Annotated in this window: 25 protein-coding genes; 2 read left to right on the top strand and 23 right to left on the bottom strand. The window is 41.0% G+C overall.

The window, feature by feature from the left end; all coding sequences use genetic code 11:
* Positions 1 to 8 precede the first annotated feature (8 nt).
* The 5 genes from C1S73_RS00375 to C1S73_RS00350 form a co-directional block, all read right to left on the bottom strand.
* A complete protein-coding gene (locus C1S73_RS00375) occupies positions 9 to 860 on the bottom strand; it encodes an IS3 family transposase (RefSeq protein WP_102778933.1) in 852 nt (283 codons plus the stop codon).
* Positions 857 to 1,165: a transposase gene (locus tag C1S73_RS00370; RefSeq protein WP_004413754.1), complete on the bottom strand. Its 309-nt coding sequence runs from the start codon at positions 1,163 to 1,165 to the stop codon at positions 857 to 859. The genes C1S73_RS00375 and C1S73_RS00370 overlap by 4 nt, the downstream gene beginning before the upstream one ends.
* A 197-nt stretch (positions 1,166 to 1,362) precedes the next feature.
* A complete protein-coding gene (locus C1S73_RS00365) occupies positions 1,363 to 2,100 on the bottom strand; it encodes a hypothetical protein (RefSeq protein ID WP_038874119.1) in 738 nt (245 codons plus the stop codon).
* Positions 2,101 to 2,239: 139 nt separating this feature from the next.
* Positions 2,240 to 3,238, bottom strand: a complete 999-nt coding sequence (locus C1S73_RS00355; RefSeq protein ID WP_038874117.1) for a hypothetical protein — start codon at positions 3,236 to 3,238, stop codon at positions 2,240 to 2,242.
* A gap of 212 nt (positions 3,239 to 3,450) precedes the next feature.
* Positions 3,451 to 4,239 (bottom strand): hypothetical protein, encoded by a 789-nt coding sequence (locus tag C1S73_RS00350; RefSeq protein ID WP_038874115.1) that lies wholly within the window; start codon positions 4,237 to 4,239, stop codon positions 3,451 to 3,453.
* 258 nt (positions 4,240 to 4,497) lie between these two features.
* On the opposite strand from C1S73_RS00350, the gene C1S73_RS28005 reads away from it, so the two are divergent.
* On the top strand, positions 4,498 to 4,800 hold the full coding sequence (locus C1S73_RS28005; RefSeq protein WP_038866504.1) for a hypothetical protein: 303 nt from the start codon (positions 4,498 to 4,500) through the stop codon (positions 4,798 to 4,800).
* Between the two features lie 208 nt (positions 4,801 to 5,008).
* Here the strand turns inward: C1S73_RS28005 and C1S73_RS00330 are convergent, their stop codons facing one another.
* The 14 genes from C1S73_RS00330 to C1S73_RS00225 all read right to left on the bottom strand — a co-directional run bounded on the left by C1S73_RS00330 (position 5,009) and on the right by C1S73_RS00225 (position 15,800).
* Complete coding sequence (locus C1S73_RS00330) at positions 5,009 to 5,527, bottom strand: hypothetical protein (RefSeq protein WP_038866502.1); 519 nt, start codon at positions 5,525 to 5,527, stop codon at positions 5,009 to 5,011.
* Between the two features lie 134 nt (positions 5,528 to 5,661).
* Positions 5,662 to 6,267 carry a hypothetical protein gene (locus tag C1S73_RS00320; RefSeq protein ID WP_038866500.1) on the bottom strand — a complete coding sequence of 202 codons (606 nt, stop codon included), beginning with the start codon at positions 6,265 to 6,267 and terminating at the stop codon, positions 5,662 to 5,664.
* Between the two features lie 173 nt (positions 6,268 to 6,440).
* Positions 6,441 to 6,914, bottom strand: coding sequence for a proline and serine-rich protein 1 family protein (locus C1S73_RS00315; RefSeq protein ID WP_227740521.1), 474 nt, complete (start codon positions 6,912 to 6,914; stop codon positions 6,441 to 6,443).
* 149 nt (positions 6,915 to 7,063) lie between these two features.
* On the bottom strand, positions 7,064 to 7,291 hold the full coding sequence (locus C1S73_RS00305) for a hypothetical protein (protein ID WP_038866495.1): 228 nt from the start codon (positions 7,289 to 7,291) through the stop codon (positions 7,064 to 7,066).
* A gap of 165 nt (positions 7,292 to 7,456) precedes the next feature.
* A complete protein-coding gene (locus C1S73_RS00300) occupies positions 7,457 to 7,687 on the bottom strand; it encodes a DUF2188 domain-containing protein (RefSeq protein WP_038866493.1) in 231 nt (76 codons plus the stop codon).
* A gap of 368 nt (positions 7,688 to 8,055) precedes the next feature.
* Positions 8,056 to 8,349, bottom strand: coding sequence for a hypothetical protein (locus C1S73_RS00290; protein ID WP_038866491.1), 294 nt, complete (start codon positions 8,347 to 8,349; stop codon positions 8,056 to 8,058).
* 178 nt (positions 8,350 to 8,527) lie between these two features.
* On the bottom strand, positions 8,528 to 8,860 hold the full coding sequence (locus tag C1S73_RS00280) for a hypothetical protein (RefSeq protein ID WP_038866507.1): 333 nt from the start codon (positions 8,858 to 8,860) through the stop codon (positions 8,528 to 8,530).
* A 690-nt stretch (positions 8,861 to 9,550) separates the two neighbouring features.
* The gene (locus C1S73_RS00270; RefSeq protein ID WP_038866488.1) at positions 9,551 to 10,543 is read right to left on the bottom strand and encodes a hypothetical protein; all 993 of its coding nucleotides are present in this window, start codon (positions 10,541 to 10,543) and stop codon (positions 9,551 to 9,553) included.
* A gap of 199 nt (positions 10,544 to 10,742) precedes the next feature.
* The gene (locus C1S73_RS00265; RefSeq protein ID WP_038866486.1) at positions 10,743 to 10,973 is read right to left on the bottom strand and encodes a DUF2498 family protein; all 231 of its coding nucleotides are present in this window, start codon (positions 10,971 to 10,973) and stop codon (positions 10,743 to 10,745) included.
* Positions 10,974 to 11,186: 213 nt separating this feature from the next.
* Positions 11,187 to 12,020 (bottom strand): hypothetical protein, encoded by an 834-nt coding sequence (locus C1S73_RS00260; protein WP_038866484.1) that lies wholly within the window; start codon positions 12,018 to 12,020, stop codon positions 11,187 to 11,189.
* Positions 12,021 to 12,276: 256 nt separating this feature from the next.
* Entirely contained in the window at positions 12,277 to 13,041 is a 765-nt protein-coding gene (locus C1S73_RS00250; RefSeq protein ID WP_038866481.1) for a hypothetical protein, read from the bottom strand.
* A gap of 133 nt (positions 13,042 to 13,174) precedes the next feature.
* Positions 13,175 to 13,651 (bottom strand): GNAT family N-acetyltransferase, encoded by a 477-nt coding sequence (locus tag C1S73_RS00240; protein WP_038866480.1) that lies wholly within the window; start codon positions 13,649 to 13,651, stop codon positions 13,175 to 13,177.
* Between the two features lie 111 nt (positions 13,652 to 13,762).
* Positions 13,763 to 14,851 (bottom strand): hypothetical protein, encoded by a 1,089-nt coding sequence (locus tag C1S73_RS00235; RefSeq protein WP_038866478.1) that lies wholly within the window; start codon positions 14,849 to 14,851, stop codon positions 13,763 to 13,765.
* Positions 14,852 to 14,987: 136 nt separating this feature from the next.
* Positions 14,988 to 15,800 carry a hypothetical protein gene (locus C1S73_RS00225; protein WP_038866475.1) on the bottom strand — a complete coding sequence of 271 codons (813 nt, stop codon included), beginning with the start codon at positions 15,798 to 15,800 and terminating at the stop codon, positions 14,988 to 14,990.
* A 235-nt stretch (positions 15,801 to 16,035) separates the two neighbouring features.
* On the opposite strand from C1S73_RS00225, the gene C1S73_RS00220 reads away from it, so the two are divergent.
* Positions 16,036 to 16,998: an integron integrase gene (locus tag C1S73_RS00220; protein WP_038866473.1), complete on the top strand. Its 963-nt coding sequence runs from the start codon at positions 16,036 to 16,038 to the stop codon at positions 16,996 to 16,998.
* 46 nt (positions 16,999 to 17,044) lie between these two features.
* On the opposite strand, the gene C1S73_RS00215 is transcribed toward C1S73_RS00220, so the two are convergent.
* From C1S73_RS00215 to tyrR, 4 genes are all read right to left on the bottom strand, one after another.
* Positions 17,045 to 17,518 carry a DUF2947 domain-containing protein gene (locus C1S73_RS00215; protein ID WP_038866471.1) on the bottom strand — a complete coding sequence of 158 codons (474 nt, stop codon included), beginning with the start codon at positions 17,516 to 17,518 and terminating at the stop codon, positions 17,045 to 17,047.
* Positions 17,519 to 17,531: 13 nt separating this feature from the next.
* Positions 17,532 to 18,119 carry an HD domain-containing protein gene (locus C1S73_RS00210; RefSeq protein ID WP_038866468.1) on the bottom strand — a complete coding sequence of 196 codons (588 nt, stop codon included), beginning with the start codon at positions 18,117 to 18,119 and terminating at the stop codon, positions 17,532 to 17,534.
* Between the two features lie 3 nt (positions 18,120 to 18,122).
* Entirely contained in the window at positions 18,123 to 18,704 is a 582-nt protein-coding gene (rimJ, locus tag C1S73_RS00205; RefSeq protein ID WP_038866466.1) for a ribosomal protein S5-alanine N-acetyltransferase, read from the bottom strand.
* A gap of 83 nt (positions 18,705 to 18,787) precedes the next feature.
* Positions 18,788 to 20,332: a transcriptional regulator TyrR gene (tyrR, locus tag C1S73_RS00200; RefSeq protein ID WP_038866464.1), complete on the bottom strand. Its 1,545-nt coding sequence runs from the start codon at positions 20,330 to 20,332 to the stop codon at positions 18,788 to 18,790.
* Positions 20,333 to 20,397 lie beyond the last annotated feature (65 nt).

Here is a 20,397-nt window from a genome sequence, read left to right as displayed (position 1 = left end):
GTACATAACTACATACTTTCATACTCAACTGGGCTGACGTGCCCCAACGCTGAGTGTCTTCTTCTGCGATTGTAAAATACCTCGATGTATTCGAAGATGCCCATTCGGGCTTCTTCGAGGGTTTGGTAGTCTTCTGCGTATATCAGTTCGACTTTCAGTCGACTATAGAACGACTCCATCACTGCATTATCCCAACAGTTACCCTGCCGACTCATGCTCGGTATACCTCCATGCTTGCGCATGAAGTCCTGATATTTATATGCTCTGTATTGTACACCACGGTCCGAGTGGATAATGACGCCCTTAGGCGGCTTACGTGACTCAAACGCCATTTTTAGGGCATTGGTGATGAGCTCGACGGTCATCGTTGTCCCTAACGACCAACCCACAATACGCCTTGAATGCAAGTCCATCACTGTCGCCAAGAAGAGCCAACGGCTCTTCACCCAGATATACGTGATGTCCGTAACCCACTTCTGATTTGGTGTCTCAGATTCAAAGTCTCTACGCAGTAAATTGTCAGCAACATTCGTCATCGCAGCCACATCCTTGCTGTATTTAAACCCTTTACCATTCCGTGCCCTGATACCTTTTTCCTTCATGATATCAGCCACATAATTCACGCAGCAGGCATGGCCTGCTTCGTTTAGTTCTTCTGCTATTCGCACTGAACCATAGCGTGCCCGATATTGGGCAAAGGTACACATGACCAGCAGTTCAAAGCGCTCTCGCCGCTTTGAACGCTCACTCGGCGTATGATGGCACCACTTATAATAGCCGCCCCGACTCACTTCTAAGGTGCGGCACATTAAGCTAATGGAATACTCACCGACATAGCTTTCAATGAACTCGTACTTCACTCTTGCTGCTTCGCGAAGTACGCCGAGACCTTTTTTAGAAATTCCATTTCATCTTTGAGTCGCTTGTTCTCGCGCCTTAGCGCTCGAAGCTCTTCGGACTCTTTCTTCGAATAGTCGACACCGTCTAAGGTGTTAAACTGTTTATCAGATAGGCGTGTGAACTGGCGCTTCCAGTTCCGGATCTGCTGGGCACTGATGCCCAGTTCCTTGGCAACGGAGACAGCCGTTCGGCCAGGAAGACTGGCCAAGCGCACTGCTTCTTTGCGGAACTCTTCGGTGTACGCTGGATTACGATGTTTAGCCATAAATCACCTCTCAATTAGACCCTAGATCTAACTTAGTAAAGTGTCTACTAAACGTGGGGTACTCGGAAATATAACGCCCAATTAAGGGGTGAGCAACGCTACCACCCAACCTAAAACATTGTGCCATAAACACTAAAGTTGAAGTAGAACCAAAAATGCCAATCGTTGGGAATCCCTCTTAAATTGTTTGTTATATTTTATTTGCTCATGATCTCTGTAATTCTTTTGGTTCTGTAGCTCAATAGGTTGTCAATTTTTTGCTCCCATTGATGAGGTAATGGTGGCTCATTCCAATTTAGTTCGCTATACCATTTTGGGACCAATGAATCGTCAAAGCCCGCTCGCCCATTTAATGGAGATTCACCGTATAACGATAAATACCGTTTGTAAAATGCAGCTTTGATAGCTTGAGAGTTATCTGTTGGTCTTACTGTACCTTTGGGCAGTAAGGTAATATTACAAGCGCAGGAGAAGTCACCATGTGGTTGCAGCTTTGCGTCAACATTTGAAAAGAACTGTTTTTCAAAGTTAATTTCTGATTCTTTGTGGGTAAAAATATGCGCCAATTCAAATTGACCTAAACCAGAATCTCGCCAGTTTGGTCCGTTGTATGTTTTGTTATTTTCAAGGTAACACCAAATATGTCTTGGGAAAGTGTTGTCATCGATGATGGCTTTGTAATCAGAGTTATACGATTTCTTCTTACCTTGGCCGCTTACATATCGCCTAACACCCGGAAACACGCAAGCTGAGCCGTCAAACAAGTAATTTCCCACGTCAATGCGATCACGAAATAGCTCAGCAAAAAACGAATACTCATCACTGTTTCTTACTTGGATTTTTTCGACGATTTTAGGGTGAATGTGAAAGGCAAGGTTAGCGAGTACAGAACAAATATCCTTTTCAAACTCTTGAATTCTATTCTCAATGAACATGTACGGAACTCCCCATGAAATATAACGCCCTGTTAAGGTGTGAGCAACGCAATACTGAAGCCGCTGCATACCACCTTAAACACTAAACTCAACGCATGGTAAAAATGCCACGCGTTGCGAATCACTCTTAAACAGTTTGTTATGCGCTTACACGACGGTCTAACAATTTGGTAGCTAAGGTATTTAACGAACTAATTAATAGTTCTACATCAGCAATAGTAATGACAAGGCGCTGTCCTGCTTTGTAAGAAGTATCCCCCGACTTATTAACATATTTCTCATCTACTATCCCTTCGCTATGGGCAAGTAAGTGACGCTTCTGGTACAGAACATTGAGTAAGGCTAAGCCACTTTCTCCTAGCCAATCCTCATATCCCTCGCCATGAACCTCTTTCCAAAGCTCGCTCGATTGTTCAAGTCGTTGGAAGGCATTGAAAGGGGCTTTCCCGTTTGGTTGATACAACCCTTCACACAGTTTTTGAAAAGCTACCACGCCATCAGATATACAAGTCTCAATTAAAGATCTACAGATTAGTTCAGCTTCGTCTTTGCCGATTTCATTTACCAGAGAGCTTCGAATAACATCTATGTTGTCTTTCTTTGCGGCTATTTTTCGAATTGAATCAAAAAAAGTTTGCTCAACTGAGTTATGACCGCAAGCAGGACAGAAATATGCACTTCCAATAACAGCAAACCGAGATTTGCATGACTCGCACTGGATTTCCAACTGCATTTCTTCTGCCGCTTCAGCAGGCAAAGCTATTGTTCTTTTTGTGCCGCCAGAGACTTTCAGCGACATCGAGATAAAACCTTTATTATTTTGACGCCTATTAAATTTACTTGCGTCTTTCTTCATTGCATTATGAATAACGCCTTCAACTACCGACTTGGCTTCGCTATGGGCGTGTTGCACCTGCTCTTTAGTAAACCATTGATCAGAAGTAGCTTCATGCTTGCACAATGGACACCATACAGCTTCATCTTTAAAAATGTTCTTCCAATCTTCTTCATTTACTTTGAACTTAAATTCACATGATTCGGACGGACATTGCTTATCAACGTAACCTTTTGAATCAGTCTCAATCGGAACTGAAACTGAGTTTAATTTTTCCATTTCTTTTATTAGATTTTCGAACATATGCAAACACCCTCATCTTACGCATCAAGATGGATATTGGGACTGAAAATTCTATATCAACTACCAGCGGGGGAAAATAAGCGCATAACGCTGCGTTAAGTAGTGAGCAACGCCACCACGAAACCTAACCATATCACTGTAAACACAAAACCCAACGATGGAATGAAAAATGCCAGGCGTTGGGAATCTGTCTTAAACGCTTTGTTAGCTATTTATAGTAATGCAGCAAGAGCTGGCAAAAATGGACCTAAAACTGTTAGGTGGTCAGCAGCTAGTCCCATAAATTTCTGATATGCAGTTAAAATAGAGCCACTTTTAGCGCCTTCCCGCATTTCTTCTGCGGCAGTAACTAGCGGTTCTTTATTGTCAATCTCTGAGGACTTGATTGCTTTGATAATGTCATCAAATAGCGCGTCGTTCACATGTACTTGTTGACTTACATTTTCAGATTGCACTGAAATATTACTGTTTGAAACATTAGAAATATGAAGTGTACTGATTTCTTTTTCCACTGGAATACCGTTTTCAAGCTTATATAGATTTGTACTTTTTAGTAAGTTAAGGGTTTGCCTTACTACCTTAGCAAGAGCGATTTGCTCTTTAAATGTGACAACCATTTGGTCAAAAGCCCAAGAAGATTGATCATTTTGATCTTTTGCCTCATTTGCTTCATTAAGGGTTTGTTCTAGGGCTTCAATCTCATCTATCCACGTTCCGTCAAAACGCTGGACTACAGCAGTTAAAGTTGGGTATTTTGTAATATCAAAATTAATGGATTCTAGTTCTTCTGACAAAAAGAGCTCCATATCTCGACCATCTGAGTAAACTCGCTCAATTTTACTCTTAACACGATGATCTTTGATAGGCCAAACTAACTCTCCCCAATCCTCTTTATGTTTCAGGTGAGACCACCAGTTATCCTTTCCTCGGAACTCTTCTCCGATAGAAATAAGTCTGCCGATTAACCCTGATACTTCTTCAAAATCGCTTCTGATTTTCAATTATATTCTCCCTAGCCGAATTTAAATTGCTAACGCCCTGTTAAGGTGTGAGCGACGCAATACCGAAGCTGCCGCATACCACCTTAAACACTAAAACCAACGCATAGTAAAAATGCCACGCGTTGCGAATCACTCTTAAACAGTTTGTTAGTCGCGAGGCACCGAGCGACAATTTTAAGCCAAACTAAACTTTGCGAACAACAAACTTTATGTGCTTTGATGCACTTAAGTCAGGCGTAGTCTCAAAGCGGCTACTCAATGAAACCACTTGGAACAAACCACACCGCAGAAAACGAACTGACAACACCAAAAGGCGCTTTTGGAAAGCTAATGTCACAGTGCGGACTTGCAACGAAGTCACTGAAACCACGTGGAACTTACAACACCAGAGAAAACGTCATTTCAGCGAGTAAATCGGCTTTTGTACCAACAAACTCACCGAGTGGAGTTGCAACCCAAAACAGACTCTCGATTGCCCTGCACTGTCAGCACCAAAGAACAAAACAACCGCTAGGACAGTTACAAAACTTTGGACTTGAAACAGTTGAAACTGAGTTATGACCATCGACGACGCATCTGCGTATCAAACGATCATTCGACAAATTCTAAGCTTAGAAACATGATTTTGATTGCTAGCTTTTTCTGGCGACTAACGCCGCGTTAAGTAGTGAGCAACGCTACCACAATACTTAACCATACCACCCTAAACACAAAACCCAACGATGGAATGAAAAATGCCATGCGTTGGGAATCTGTCTTAAACGCTTTGTTAAATGACGATTGCAAACAGTAGCGATATCAACAAAAACACCACAACACCAGAAAAATACAGGAAGTATCGTTTTAGTTTCATTATTTCTATGTGTAATGCCCGTATATCACCAGAATGATCGACTGCACTAACTTTCTGATACTCTACCTTTTCAACATTAGCTAAGAATCGTTCTGCATGACCAGCAATGATGCTACCGCCTGCGCCAGAACATGAAAACACAGCAAGATTCTTAAATATTTCCATGTTTCCGACCATATCTGGCGGTAATGACTTAGCGAAGTCCTTACTTGGAATTAAGGCTTCAGGAAGAAATATCCCAAAGAAAATACCAAATAAAATAAGGGATGTACCTTTCATGACTCGTTCTTGTTTAGATTCCAAGATTGCTATCATCATCAGAAAGAACGATCCAAGCAATGGTAGTGTTAACCATTGATAAGCCTTGAACAACCACATACCGATAAACACTACAAATAGGAAAATACCTAAATACTTTGGTCGTAGAAACTTCAAATTTACTCCTCGTCATTTAACGCCCTGTTAAGGTGTGAGCAACGCAATACCGAAGCTCCCGCATACCACCTTAAACACTAAAACCAACGCATAGTAAAAATGCCACGCGTTGCGAATCACTCTTAAACAGTTTGTTATGCGTGTGCCTGAGGCTTCAAAGAATCTAGCATTTTCTGCTGGAACTCTTTTCGCATAATTTCTCTTTCTTCGCTCTCATGAAGAGCCAGCAAGAATGTCTGACGATCACCCCACTCTTCTACTTTACGCTTCGGCAAGCCACCTAGGTCTCTAAGTTTCTCAGACATTTGAATGGCTAATAAACCTAAAGCAGCATATTTCATTGCTCTCGCCTCATAAAATTCCGCAAAATCAGGAGGTGTAGCAGTGTAATCACTTACAGCTGAAATATATGAGTTAGCTTCGTGAACCATTTGAGGTAGGTTTAACAAATCGTAGAGTAAATCTTGAGGCAGTATTTTCCAATCAACCTCAAGTTCTAACGGAGTAAAACTTGGGGTTTGCGAATGATAGTAAGTGTATCCATTCTGATCTTCGGTGCCATTATCAGTGACGACCTCACGGCAACCAACTATAAACTGCTCGATACTACTCGTGACAATAATTGCAAGATAGTACGTTTCTGCCGCTTTTGACTTTTTCGCAGCAACAGACTCTTTGAGGATAGTTAAAAGAAAACCGACCAAACCGCCTAAAATGACAACAGTTAATTTCTCAAACACGATAATCCTCTAGTCGATAAAACGCATAACGCTGCGTTAAGTGGTGAGCAACGCTACCACCTTACCTAAACCATTGTGCCGTAAACACTAAAGCCGAATCAAACCGAAAATGCCAAGCGTTGGGAATCCGTCTTAAACGCTTTGTTATGTAAATTTTTGTGGTAGCGTTAAAACTATTTACTTACGTATTCTGTTTCACAATCGAATCCATCACACCTAATAGTAAGAGTTGTACTCTTTGTCGATGTAACTGAAGTTGAAGAACTCTTGGAGCTTGTAGTTTCCGAGAATTCTACCGCCTCTGCATCAAGTACTTTTAGCATTTTTTCTTTGGTTGAATCAAAGTTGATAACTTCCATCAACTCTGATAATTCTAAATCAGAATATTCTTCGTGGTGACCTCGCAATGTTTTAACTGCTTTCACTTTGGAAGAATCAAAATCAAAATACTCTACGAGTGTTATTAACTCTTTAAATGTCAGGTCGCGATTTAGGTTGTTTACGTTGTCGGAAACAAACCTGTTTTTTGTTGAGTCAAAATTAAAATGGCTTATTTTTGTCAACAATTCTTCAGGCTCCATAGCCTGAACACTTAAAGAACAAACTAAGTAAAATACTCCTGATATAATGATTTTATACAATTTCAAACCCCTCCTTTTGTTCGATTTACATAACGCCCTGTTAAGGTGTGAGCAACGCAATACCGATGCTCCCGCATACCACCTTAAACACAAAACGCAACGCATAGCAAAAATGCCAAGCGTTGCGAATCACTCTTAAACAGATTGTTAGGTGCTCATCGCCACTTACGCGCGAAATTACTTTTCACTACTTTACCGATATAGCTATTCAAACCTTGACCAGCTAACGCTAGTTGCTTCATTTTTTCTACATGCGCAACTCCGGTACTGGCGTTTGTGTATAAATAGTAGGCTCCATCGTTAAACCTGACCGTAATTGAATCTGCAGCTAGTTCAAAAGAATGAACATTAGAATTGCCACCACGATTTAAGTATCTTTGCATTGAATGTCACCGTTTAGTAACCCACTGTACGAATACACACTTTTGGAAGTTATAAAAGTTGTTTAGTATTCGCAATGATCAGTGGGTAGTTGTCTACAATTGGGATTGCCGTCCCGTCCAATTGATCCTTATAGGGCTTTGAAAGTTGCCGCTTTCAAAGCCTTTTTACGCTCTGTCCTTTGGTGGACAAGGATCGTTACCATGACTACTTGCCTTTCTGATTTGTCCATTTTTCCCATGGACTAACATTTCACCTTTTTTGTTTATACTGACTCGACGAGCAATCTTCTCCGCTTCAGCTTGTGTTTTTGTTACTCGATGAGCTTTAGTAGCACCGCCGCTCTTAACTGCCCAGCCGCCAGGATGAGGAACTACGTGTGTTGTTTTTCGTGTCATAGAGACTCCTTATTCATTAACAAATTGTCGAAACAAACACTATATGTAGTGCTTATTTGATTTCAACATGGAATATATGGAGGCAATAAAACAACACTCAAGGTGTGGACATGGAAAAAATCAGTGACTTTTCAATAGATTGATCGGAATCTCAATTAAATGTAACTGATAGTAAAAGCTATTACAGGTTGCTTTGAGCACCTAACGCCCTGTTAAGGGGTGAGTAACGCAATACCAAAGCCGCCGCATACCACCTTAAACACTAAAACCAACGCATAGTGAAAATGCCACGCGTTGCGAATCCCTCTTGAACAGTTTGTTATGTTTGCATCACCAACGTTTAAAAATTGAAAATATCATTACCCATTTTATCGGATATACTTATGAATATATTCACTCGTTGCTTTATAGTATTCTTTCATTAGCTCATCGCTAATAGGACGCTGCTTCTCATAATAATGCTTTCCTGATGAACTACGCGCCGAATCCGAAAGTTCGTGAATTACTTCCTCTCCAAATTTTAAATAACGAGAAACTTCATCAACCTTTAATAAAAAAGTAGCAGTTTCCTCTCCAATGCCATAATCACACCTTGAATTTGGAATGTAATTTCCCCCATCACTATATAAAAGCCAGTTATTATGTTTAGCCACAACTTTCATACTATTAAATTCCCTATTGTATATCATATTGCATTTTTGCTATTACCAACGATAACAAACATAACGCCCTGCTAAGGGGTGAGCAACGCAATACAAAAGCCGCCGCAGACCACCTTAAACACTAAAACCAACGCATAGTAAAAATGCCACGCGTTGCGAATCCCTCTTGAACAGTTTGTTATGTGTGTTTTTCTTGCAGTGCCTCGAAAGCTAACTCTTCAAACTCACCTGTTAACTCAGTGCCTAATTCATCTTGTAATTTGTAGCAAATCTGATGCTTACCGATAGCTGCGCTACCCTCTAAACCAAGTAGAATTGTATACAGAGCATCCGTCAAAGACTCATCCACAACGCCTTTTATTACATCTAACTGCTTCGCATCGATACCAGCGTCTTCCAACGTATTTAGGCGAGATATTTCTGAATCATTCGAAAAATAGCCTTCAACTAGCTGACGTTTGAGCTCAGAGAACTCATTTACAAATTCCTCAGAAGATATTGAGATTTTCACTTTTGTTACAATTCCTTCAAAACACATAACGCCTTGCTAAGGTGTGAGTAACGCAATATAAAAGCTACCGTACAGCGCCTTAATCACATAAGCCACCGCAAAGTAAAAATGCCACGCGTTACGAATCACTCTTAAGCAATTTGTTAGTACATGCACTACTCCTATTTATGCGCTCCAAGATATTGAAAAGTGGCATAATATGAAAGGATTTGAACACTGAAGTGAGACGGGCAGCTACAAAACTTAAACTCGGTTAAGAAACGAAAGTTGGCTAGAAGAAAAACGCAATGAACTCACCTACTTTCACTTGCTTCAAATTAGAAAAGGATTCGATCCTCGTACTTCGACGGCAACACCAAAGAAAGACAATTCTGACTTAGTAAAAACCACGAAATAGAAGAAGCGCCAAAGAAATAGGGTAAGAGTTAGAAACCGTAGACAGTGAAATCAAAGCGAACACTCCTCATATAGTGCCACCGGAAAGAACGTGAAAGGCACTAACTGAAAGGTGTAAACACGAGCGCCAAAACAGATAAACATCAAAACTTATGACCTTCGATGTCAAACCCGTACTAACGCCCTGTTAAGGTGTGAGCAACGCAATACTAAAGCCGCTGCATACCACCTTAAACACTTAAATCAACGCATAGTGAAAATGCCACGCGTTGCGAATCACTCTTGAACAGTTTGTTAGGCTTTTTTTAGTGCGCCTTTCGCTCGCTTATATACTTCATTAAAATTAACACCAACACCAAAAAAATTTGGCTTCATTTCCAATAGATCAACGGAATCACTTTCGTTTATTTTTACAACGTTTTCTTGAATTTCTTGTAGCTTGCTCATGATGTCCTCGAGCGTTACGTCATTCCCAGCGGTTGATTTTACATAGTTAACAAGCTGTCCAGAAGATAGCGGAATCTCTAGAGAAGAAAGAATGTTCATTGAAGCATGCTGAAATTCCTTACCCCAATTATCAGAAAACTCTTGGGAAAGGCATATATCCCAAAGCTCTGTTCTTATCATTTTGGAAAATTCAGATAGCTTATCCACATCCGGTGGTGTCAAAAGGTACTCTAAATAAAAATCTTTAGTAAACTTCTCTTTTACAGAGCAAAGCATTTTAATGAGCTCACCACAAACAAATTGATTGGGATCGCGCGTATTAAAGTCTTCTGATGTATAATGAATTATATCTCTAACATCCTGAACTGACATAGTCGAAAAATCCGGACCATAATTTTCCCAAATACCATTTTCCAACTGAAAGCCGTCGTGATCTATGTAGCTATACGGGGTTAAAATGCTGAATTCGCCAGTTTCAAAAAGATAAAACCGGGTCCCTTTTGAGCGATAAATATAGCTCATTCTTCCAAATGCCGAGGCTGCAATTCCGTCATATATAAGAAGTGCATCATCATCAAAGTATTCAATGTGCTCCTTTGTATTTGTACCACCACTAGTAGCCAAATCCTTAGCCAACCCTACTTTCGACCCAGCTAAATCTTCCTGTTCTTTTAATGATTCAGCTGTTTTAACCACGATTCTCGGTAGTTTCTCAAAGATCTGTTTGTCTTTTAGAAAAAACTGCATAGTCTCGTCGAATGCATCTACAACAACATTCTTAGTACTACCTTCTAATTCTAGGCACGCAAAAACTAATAATTTTTCTAATGAATTTTCCATATGCTTCCTTTAAGCCTAACGCCGCATTAAGGTGTGAGCAACGCTACCACAAAACCTAACCATACCACCGTAAACACAAAACCCAACGATGACATCAAAAATGCCAAGCGTTGGGAATCACTCTTAAATGCTTTGTTAGTTATCTAAAGTACACCAAAAATATTAGAGTCGTTGATAAAACATACTTCAAATATTCAGGTTAAGGTTGAAAGTCACCCATTACTTCATTGTAAACTCTTTGAGCAATAACTGTTTCACTGGTAGGTTGACCATCTTCATCAAAGAAAAAGTGTGCTCGAACTTCCATTCTACCCGAATCAAAAGACACCTCATCGAAAGACATGCCCGTTATAAATTCAGGATGATTTTTTAAGTGCAAATTGAGCAACCCTAAGATTTGCTCGTTTGTCGCTGTGACTACATTTGTCATACGACTCTCCAATTTTAATATGAACTCGAGAGCTTATAGAAAGTTAACGAAAAATTACAGAACATCGACCTGAAAGTGAGAGCTCAATTAGAGAACTAACGCCCAATTAAGGTGTGAAGCACGCGACCACGACACTCAATTTGACCACCGTAATCACTGAACTCAACCCTAACCAAAAATGCCAAGCGTGCTGAATCACTCTTAAATTGTCTGTTATAATTTTTTTAGAGCACCAAGCATCTTTTTACTTTTGTAGAAATGAGCTACGTCCATAAAAATTTGACTCGATAGATTAAATGGCTTTAAAACCTCAACCACTAACTCTTCTGGCGAAAATACATGGTCTTTACCTTTGTTATCAACTAGCGTTACTTTGTTAATTTTTACATCATACTTCCAATTTTTATGCGCTAGTGAGTTTCTTATCCAAGCAATATTTGGGTGTATTAACAGAGGATAATCATTTTGTAAACTAGCTGCTTGTTGTTGCATCACTCCCAGTTTATCTGCTGGCGATTTGGATGAACCATCAAGCACGTATTTGCAAGATACTAAAAATGATAAATAACGCTTATAACAATCTTCAATTAACGTAGGAGCAATTGTAATTAATTTTTTTGCCAGCTTTTCTCCCTCGATGTCGACTAATTGTGATGCGAGACTAGAGCTTTCAAGCACGCTATCTTGAGCCTCTAAAACACCACTATTTTCAATAAGTTTTAAACCCATATCGGCTTGCGCAGAATCAACACTCTCGATTAACTTTAATAATGATGAAAACTCTTCATTATCCTTGTATTTCTCTTGGGTAGTGCTTGTGACTTGCTCAAAACTACTAATAAATACGGTCATTAGTGCTTCGAGGGAAGAAAACATTTCAGCTAATATTGGCTCAGCCTGTTCGATGAAGTCATCCTCAAGCTTAAATGCTTCTGAAAATTTTTCCGTCCAATTTGCTAAAGATGACATTGGAGCCTCAGGATCTATAGCTTTTCCACTATCCAATTCCTCTAAAACGGAATTTAATTCATCTGTTATTTTTATCATGACTTCCTCAAAAATTATAACGCCTTGTTAAGGGGTGAGCAACGCAATACAGAAGCCGCCGCAAACCACCTTAAACACTAAAACCAACGCATAGTGAAAATGCCACGCGTTGCGAATCCCTCTTGAACAATTTGTTAGCATTATTTTTCAAACGTTATATTTGAGTAATTGATAGAATTTCTGTGCTTCTCTTTTAAGTAATCAAAAACGTCAAACCACTCAAGAGATGAACCAACTCTTTTGTTCTTTTGCGTATTCACTTCACATCGATAGTTTTCAAAACCGCTTCAGTCGCATAGTTTTGCCACATTGACGTGAATGAGGCCCTCGCCTTACCAACAACCACCTCTGTTAATCTACGATTTAACATATGCTTCTGAGATATAGCGTATACAAAGCCGTCAATTATATCTGTAAGATCAAGTTTAATATCTTTGGATAACATTTCTTTAGGTACACCAGCTTTTGCCAAATCTTCGTAATAATAATAGATATTAAAATGAGCAGTCTGATTTGAAGTATCGTGATCGTAACGCACACCTGTCGTGAAGGTTCTAACTGGTAACGCGCTATGCTGGCTGTGACCACGAAGTTTACAACCAACAACATAATTCAGATTTGTATCATAGATTTCACTACGATGATCGATGACTTGTTGCTTCGCTCCATCCTCCTTTGTTAACTCAAATGCAAAGCAGCGCTTCTTGTCTTCATTGTAGTGCCAGTCTAGATATAGCTTACTTAGATTAAACAAATTAAAAGCTTGCCGATTCAATGAACTACGAACTTCGTGATTAAAAACATAGTCTGCGAACGGTGATGACACAGACCTCAAGTTCCAATAGTTCACTTTGTTTTTATAGTCCCAGTAAGCTTCAATGATTTGATCATAGATAATTTCTATATCTAGGGCTTTGACCAAAAGATCTCTATAACCTAAAGCCAATGTAATTTCGGATTCAGAAACTTCGAAGGCTTGATACGCCACTTCGTCTGTACTGTATACGACTAAATTTTCCATAAATCCTCAATAATGCTAACGCCCTGTTAAGGGGTGAGCAACGCAATACCGAAGCCGCCGCATACCACCTTAACCACTAAAACTAACGCATAGTAAAAATGCCACGCGTTGCGAATCCCTCTTGAACAGTTTGTTAGGTGCGGAGCCAAAGTTGGTAAAAGTCTGTTTCATCGTGCTTGGGATTCTTGCGCACGAACTCCCAACCATGGCGCTTATAGAATGTGAGAGCTCGATGGTTAGTTCGGCTTACTGAAAGTACTGCACGCAAACAACCCGCTGTACTCAACGTGCTTACAATATAACCCTGCAATTTTGCAGCGAGCCCTGAACCACGAAAATTTGGCTTTAAGTAAATGAGATGCACATAGCCAGTCTCCGGCTCGGGTGAAAAGCTACGAAACTCTAACTGCCCTGCAAACTGACCATCCACAAATATATGGATATAGAACCATCCTGATCTTGCTAACCGGTCTAATACTCGTTCACGATAACCACTGATGAAGTCGTCGAAACCATCGTAATGCCCAAAACTACAAAAGTATGCATCTTTTCTTGCAGCAACGCACAATTCGAAATCATCAATGTTTATCTGCTGAAAAGCAATTTCCATACTTACCTTTTCCTTCAAGCACCTAACGCCGCATTAAGGTGTGAGCGGCGCTTGGCTATACTTGAGCGAAGCGAAACTGCCAAGCGTTGCGAATCACTCTTAAATGCTTTGTTAGGCTTTTGGAGCACCAACTTTCCTCGAGGACATGTGTATACGAATTTTGTGAATCAATTCTGATATATCATCGTCTTCAGTAACTACGAACAACTTGACCCCGTGCCTTTTTGAAAGGCTAATTTTACGTTTATCACGCTCAACCGTTTTTCGGAAAGCTTCCTCCCCACCGAAGAATTCGACGGGCTCAAAGTGTTGTTTTCCATGATACTCGACTGCAACTTTCCAGTGAGGAAACCAAATATCATAATGTTGCCGACCAAGCCAAGTCGGCTGCCCATGCTGAATTACTAAGGAAGAACTGAATTCATGCTGTAATTTTTTAAACAACTGTGTTTCTGATACCCAGCCCTCACCAATTTTTGGCACACCCATTTCTTCACGAGCTAAGTTTTCTGCGTCTTTTGAAAGCTGTTTAATGACAGAAAGCTTGTCATATGCTGAATAGAAAGCTTTTAGCTTGAATGATAAAGATGGCTTTTCCCACAACGGGGCACCACTAAAAAGTGTATGTTCGTAGCCACCACCTGAAGCACCCCAAGACTGAAATAACGCAAACCACCCACCATGTTTAGTACTATAGTCTTCGAAAACATCTTTAACCTTAGTTCGGTATAGAGCTTCATTGTTTTCAATGAACTTAGTTTTCCGACCTCCCGCCATCAGAAGCACATCAATGTGGTTAGGTTCTTCACCTAGAAAACTAGATATATTTAACCTGAGATTCGAATGGTGAGTACTTGTGCCAAATGCTTGCTTAGGCTCCGTGATATTCAAATACTCTTCGTAACGTTCCAACCCCAGCAAACAATCATGCGCCCAGAACAAACAATAATCTGACAACTTGCTTTCATGTTTGTATAACTCAGATAGGCGAGTCAGGAATTCCGATAATTGTTCAAAACCCTCACTGTCCCACTTTCCTACTAAATTATAGAGATATACAAATACATATCCGATGTTGCCTTCGACATCTATGTAGTCACCAGCTGAAAGAGATATTTCAACCTTTCGATAGAAATCTCGTTGATCGCTATCCATATCTTCAATCGAAGGAAAGTAACCCTCAAATTTGGGAACACCCATATAACCTTCCTGAAAAGCCTAACGCCCTGTTAAGGTGTGAGCAACGTAATACTGAAGCTACCGCATACCACCTTAATCACTAAACACAACGCATAGCAAAAATGCCACGCGTTGCGAATCACTCTTAAACAGATTGTTAGAAGTGGTACCCGGAATCGAGGTCATTGTTACGCGGCTTTGGTTCAATTCTTCGGTAGCAATTGTCGTTTATGAGTATTTTTTTCGGATCTGGCTCTAAATCCATGTCAAAAGAAACATGTGCTACTAGCAAGAAATTAACCCCACCCCTTTCATTTTCATCCAAGAAACCTTTTGCCATTTTCACAGCATTCGGACTATAATCTAGTTCAAAACCTTTTAGGTATCTTGTGGTAAGGATATAAGACAATGGTAATGAGTAATTCAACAAATCCCTAGATTTATCTTCAAGTGAGATAGCTTGCTCTGTCGAAAGAGTTGACGCGTAATTTTCACTGAAGTGTTCGTCGTGGCATGCCGCACAATAATACTGAAGTTCTAAATTATGATAATGACCTTCTGTTGATTGATAGTCATACAGTAGAGTTCTGTGCGCATGAGTAAACGACAGATGCTCCTCTAATTGTTCTATTTTTAATTGATCAAATTCTCCACTTTTCGGGTAGGTTCTCTTTGCCTCAAGAAATGCTACCCCTTCCTTCTCGTTTCCATTTGCGAAGCTAAACTTTACGAGTACAGCAATGTCGCCAGCTCTATACTCTGGTGTGCCTGATAACTTAAATGCATCCCAAGCAATTTTCTGGACACCAAAAGGAGTCGCAACGTCTACAGAGGGAAATAGACCAACCAAATCCTCAAGGATTCGTTCTGATATCCCATCCTCTCTCCAATGCCTACCTTTTTTTATCAATACTGATTTGTTGATTTGCCTATGTATATTTAACAGCCATTCACCTACTGATATTGTCATAATTCCTCTTCTACTTCTAACGCTTTCTATACGGCTATATGCTGCCTTTCAGGCACACTATCGCCTTCTTTCATTCCAAAAGATAACTGCATGCTAGCACTTATCTTTATGAAACAAATAGAAAATCAGTATGAATCTGTGTGCTCAACCACGCAATTAGACGGCATGGTGAAGCCTAATTAGATGTGAGACGCTAAGTTTATCGAACTGTGTAAATACCCATGTAAATTTAGTTATGAAAAGTCAGTTTTTACTTAGCATAAAAGAACATATGATCGCTCGTCACTATGCGAAGAAAACCATTGAAAGTTACATCTTTTGGATCAAACGATTCATCGTATTCCACCAGCTCGCTCATCCGTCTAAATTAGCTGAAAACGATGTTGAATGCTTTCTCAGCCATTTAGCGATAGATGAAAAAGTTGCCGTAAAAACACAGGCGCTCGCCCTGAATGCCATCTCTTTCTTGTACCGTGAGTATTTTAGAATGCCACTTTCACTTGATATGCGTTTTCAAAAATCTCTGACAGAAAAGAAACTGCCAGTAGTGTTAACGAAAGCTGAAGTAAGGCGCTTCGTTCAGCATATCGATCCAAAATACAAACTACATATACAGTTACTCTATGGGTCAGGGCTAAGAGTCATGGAATGTCTACGGCTAAGAATACAGGATATCGATTACGACTACGGAGCCATTCGTGTTTGGCAAGGAAAAGGGGGCAAAAACCGAACCGTCACACTCGCAAAGGAGCTCCACGCCCCCTTAAAAGCACAAATGAACTTAGCTCGTGACTACTATCAAAAAGATCGTCATGTTGCGGGCTATGCTGGTGTGTATATTTCAGATGGGCTGAGAAGAAAATACCCTGATGCGGAGCTAGATTTCAACTGGCACTTTCTATTTCCATCAACAAAATTAAGCCCAGACAAAGATACTGGGGAATTAAGGCGTCATCACATCAATGAAAGTGCTATCCAACGAGCAGTAAAGCGTTCAGCCAAAGATGCAAGTATCGAGAAGGCCGTTACTTGCCATACTTTACGCCATAGTTTTGCGACTCATTTGTTAGAGTCAGGCGCTGATATTCGAACGGTTCAAGAACAACTCGGACACACAGATGTGAAAACAACCCAGATCTACACACACGTCATTGAGCGCGGCGCGGGTGGAGTGTTGAGTCCGTTATCAAACTTATAGAAAAACGAAAGCCACCGTACTGGTGGCTTCATAATTAGATTTGTGTTTAGCTGCGCTCACCCAGTTTGACATTACCTTTCGAGTCAAACCACAGCGCTTCAGAACGACGCCGTCCAAGTAACATTGGACCATCATCGTAGAACAAAAAGTTCTTCCAGTACTTTTTAAAAATCGACCATTTGGTTTCAATCACGTTGTACTTCTCGTAGCAAAAATAAACCGTGACGTCGTCTTGCCAATCAATAAAAGTAATCACTTCTTCAGGAAGCCCTTGTTCGTCGTCTTCCCATGCAGCCATCCAATCAACCTCTTGTGACCAGTTCTGCTCTTTCATTGGCCAATCAGACGAGCTCAAGCGATCCATATCAGGACTTTGTGCACTGACGTTCTCTTTCCAAAACTGCGCTGCACGTGCCTGACTCATCGGCTTGATAAAAGCGAGGTCTTCTTCTGGCACAGGCATCGACTGGTGAGTAAAAATCCATTTTCTTTGGTATTCGTCCAAAGGCAAATAAGACATTCAGTCTCCTTTTTTACGACTTCAGCCAACCTTTCTCGGTGGCACCTTCAATCAGTTCTTTGGCTTTGTCCCATAACGTGACAGAGCCAAGTTCAATTCTTTTGTTAACGGTTAACGCTTGTTCTCGCGTTACCCCATTTTCTATCCAGCTTTGACCATCATTATGATAGTTCAGTAGCATAGGAATAAGGCGATCCAGCGCTTTAGCATATTTGGCATCGTCAGTTTGTGCGGCTTCAAACTCATTCCACAAAGCAAGTAATTCGCTACTTTGGTCACTTGGCAGCATGCCAAACAATCGCTCTGCGGCTTTCAATTCTTTTTCTTCTTGCTCTTTTGAGGCAGCAACATCATAAACAAAGGTGTCGCCCGCGTCGATCTCTACCACATCATGGATAAGCAGCATTTTCATCACTCGACCAATATCGACAGGTGCATTCGCGTGCTCTTGCATCAACACAGCCATTAAAGCAACATGCCAACTATGTTCACCACTATTTTCTAAGCGCCCCTCAGCACTTTTAACACGGGTTCTACGCAGCACGCTTTTCAGTTGATCGAGTTCAATCAATAACGCTAATTGCTTTTCCAGTCTTTCCATTTATCAAGCCTCTGCCTTCCAATTCGGGTTGGTCAAGGACGTCAGCACGTGATCTTGCCACTCACCATTGATCAACAAATATTCCTTTGCATAGCCTTCTTTCTCAAAGCCTACATGCTGTAGCACCGCTTCGCTGCGTGTGTTGTGCGGCATGTAACCCGCTTGAATGCGATGCATTTTTTGCACATCAAACATATAATCGCATGCCATTTTCAACGCGCGGCGCATATAGCCGTTTCCTTGAGCCTCTTCTGCGAGCGAGTAACCCACGTTACATGCATGAAAAGGAAAGCGAGTCAGGTTGCTGAAAGAAAGTGTTCCGAGCATTTTACCAGAATCGACATGAACAAGCAGACAATAGTAGCCTAAGCCCATACGGTGAAGCTCTTTCAACTTGATCAGCTTTTGCAGCCAGCCATTAACCGAATAGAAAGCTTCCTCGCGTTTAGGTTCATAGGGTTTTAAATATTCTCTGTTCGCTTGAAAATACGCTGCGATCATATCGGCATCACCAATATCTGCAGTGCGTAGAAGCAAGTCGCCGTCCAACTTGTGAACGGCGATTGAGGAGCTTTTATCTTCCATTATTATTGACAACTTCCATTTGATTCCAGATAAGTTCTTGCTAGTACTCCAGCTTTTGCTGAAACCACAATTTTGCGATCGCCTTAGGCTTTTCGAATACCATAATCTCGCAGTTTGTTCGCAATCGAGGTATGCGAAACATTCAATCGCTTCGCAAGCTTACGACTTGAAGGGAAAGACTGATACAAACGCTCTAAGATTTGCGATTCGTAATCTCGCATAATTTCGTCCAACGAACCATCTAAGTTCAACGTTGCTGAGCCACCGCCCATTGCTTGAGGTTGCGGTAGATTGAAGTTATCCGCTTTTAACAAGCTACCCTCCATTTCCGTCAACGCGCGAAGCACCATGTTATCTAGCTGACGCATATTACCAGGCCATTGATAGTTCGCTAACGCATCAACCAATTCATCATCAAATTCTGGCTTATCAATGCCCAATTGTTGCGCGTGTTTCGTGACGAATAAATCCAGCAGCGGAGCGACGTCGTTTGAACGCTTGCGCAGAGGAGGAATATTCAAGGTGAGTACATTGAGACGATAGTATAAATCTTCGCGGAACTGCCCTGCCTCGGCTAACTCGGCAAGGTTATGTTTTGTTGATGCGATAATACGAACATCGACATGCATTTCATCTTCAGCACCAACACGACGGAAATTACCGTCTTGTAAGAAGCGCAACAGTTTAATTTGCAGATGCGAACTCATTTCACCGATTTCATCGAGGAACACCGTACCACCGTTTGCTTGTTCGAATATGCCTTTGTGGCCAAGTTCATGATTGAATGAACCTGGGGCATGACCAAACAGTTCCGTCTCTGCTACATCATCAGGCATAGAAGCACAGCTAAGTACTAGGAATGGTTTGTTCGCACGACCAGAGCGGCTATGGCACGCTTTTGCTAGCATTTCCTTACCAGTACCAGTCTCACCTTCAATTAACAACGGTTGGTCAAGCACAGAAAGTTTCTTTGCTTGATTGATCAATGCTTTGTGGCGATTGGATAAACCGACAAAATGCTCGAAACCCAATTGGTTTTGTAACGGCAATGTCTCTTCGATTTGCACGCCATGCTGACTTGAACGAATGGTCATTAGCGTACTGGCGAGCGTGGAGTTTTGAGCTTCATCTTTGATATAAACCGGCATCAACTCAAGGATATAATCCAAACCATCGATGACAAGGCTTTCTCTGGTACGGGCATTCACTCCTTCTGTCCAACGATTAAAGCGCACACTTGGCAATAGCATACCAATTTGTGTGCCAATCACATCTTGCTTATGTTGCCCAAGCAGAGAAAGTGCAGACATGTTTGCCATGTCTACCGCGCCTTTCAGATCGATGGCAAAGACCGGATCAGGTAAGTTATCCACCAATGAAAGCAGCTCCGTATTGTGGCGCTCCATTGGCATAAATTGGATTTTACGTACGTCTTTAACCCCCGGAATACGGCGGATTTCGGCCATCAACTCACTGAAAGTATCAAAATCGATATCTGGGCAGTTCAGGTAGATGATGCCACTGATATCAATTTCGATACCACGTAAGTCGATGCTTTTAGACGCTAAAATATCGAGCAATTCTCGGGTTAAACCGAGTCTATCTTCACAAAAGACTTCAAGACGCACTTAAAATATCCCAATTCACAACTGTCAGGAAAAGTTGACAGTAGTTTCTACCAAGCTTGGAATGG

It is taken from the genome of Vibrio jasicida 090810c (genome assembly GCF_002887615.1).
In the GTDB taxonomy this organism is placed as follows: Bacteria; Pseudomonadota; Gammaproteobacteria; order Enterobacterales; family Vibrionaceae; genus Vibrio; species Vibrio jasicida.
The sequence above is the reverse complement of the archived record's forward strand: the minus strand, read 5'-3'. Positions and strand labels throughout refer to the sequence as shown.

What these genes read in the sequence shown, in the direction of transcription:
- C1S73_RS00220 (WP_038866473.1), top strand. Translation starts at nt 16,036, where the DNA reads ATGAAAAGTCAGTTTTTACTTAGCATAAAAGAACATATGATCGCTCGT.
- C1S73_RS00365 (WP_038874119.1), bottom strand. Translation starts at nt 2,100, where the DNA reads ATGTTCATTGAGAATAGAATTCAAGAGTTTGAAAAGGATATTTGTTCT.
- C1S73_RS00225 (WP_038866475.1), bottom strand. Translation starts at nt 15,800, where the DNA reads ATGACAATATCAGTAGGTGAATGGCTGTTAAATATACATAGGCAAATC.
- C1S73_RS00215 (WP_038866471.1), bottom strand. Translation starts at nt 17,518, where the DNA reads ATGTCTTATTTGCCTTTGGACGAATACCAAAGAAAATGGATTTTTACT.
- C1S73_RS00250 (WP_038866481.1), bottom strand. Translation starts at nt 13,041, where the DNA reads ATGGAAAATTTAGTCGTATACAGTACAGACGAAGTGGCGTATCAAGCC.
- C1S73_RS00290 (WP_038866491.1), bottom strand. Translation starts at nt 8,349, where the DNA reads ATGAAAGTTGTGGCTAAACATAATAACTGGCTTTTATATAGTGATGGG.
- C1S73_RS00370 (WP_004413754.1), bottom strand. Translation starts at nt 1,165, where the DNA reads ATGGCTAAACATCGTAATCCAGCGTACACCGAAGAGTTCCGCAAAGAA.
- C1S73_RS00260 (WP_038866484.1), bottom strand. Translation starts at nt 12,020, where the DNA reads ATGATAAAAATAACAGATGAATTAAATTCCGTTTTAGAGGAATTGGAT.
- C1S73_RS00300 (WP_038866493.1), bottom strand. Translation starts at nt 7,687, where the DNA reads ATGACACGAAAAACAACACACGTAGTTCCTCATCCTGGCGGCTGGGCA.
- C1S73_RS00235 (WP_038866478.1), bottom strand. Translation starts at nt 14,851, where the DNA reads ATGGGTGTTCCCAAATTTGAGGGTTACTTTCCTTCGATTGAAGATATG.
- rimJ (WP_038866466.1), bottom strand. Translation starts at nt 18,704, where the DNA reads ATGGAAGATAAAAGCTCCTCAATCGCCGTTCACAAGTTGGACGGCGAC.
- C1S73_RS00270 (WP_038866488.1), bottom strand. Translation starts at nt 10,543, where the DNA reads ATGGAAAATTCATTAGAAAAATTATTAGTTTTTGCGTGCCTAGAATTA.
- C1S73_RS00210 (WP_038866468.1), bottom strand. Translation starts at nt 18,119, where the DNA reads ATGGAAAGACTGGAAAAGCAATTAGCGTTATTGATTGAACTCGATCAA.
- C1S73_RS00355 (WP_038874117.1), bottom strand. Translation starts at nt 3,238, where the DNA reads ATGTTCGAAAATCTAATAAAAGAAATGGAAAAATTAAACTCAGTTTCA.
- C1S73_RS00265 (WP_038866486.1), bottom strand. Translation starts at nt 10,973, where the DNA reads ATGACAAATGTAGTCACAGCGACAAACGAGCAAATCTTAGGGTTGCTC.
- C1S73_RS00240 (WP_038866480.1), bottom strand. Translation starts at nt 13,651, where the DNA reads ATGGAAATTGCTTTTCAGCAGATAAACATTGATGATTTCGAATTGTGC.
- C1S73_RS28005 (WP_038866504.1), top strand. Translation starts at nt 4,498, where the DNA reads ATGAAACCACTTGGAACAAACCACACCGCAGAAAACGAACTGACAACA.
- C1S73_RS00305 (WP_038866495.1), bottom strand. Translation starts at nt 7,291, where the DNA reads ATGCAAAGATACTTAAATCGTGGTGGCAATTCTAATGTTCATTCTTTT.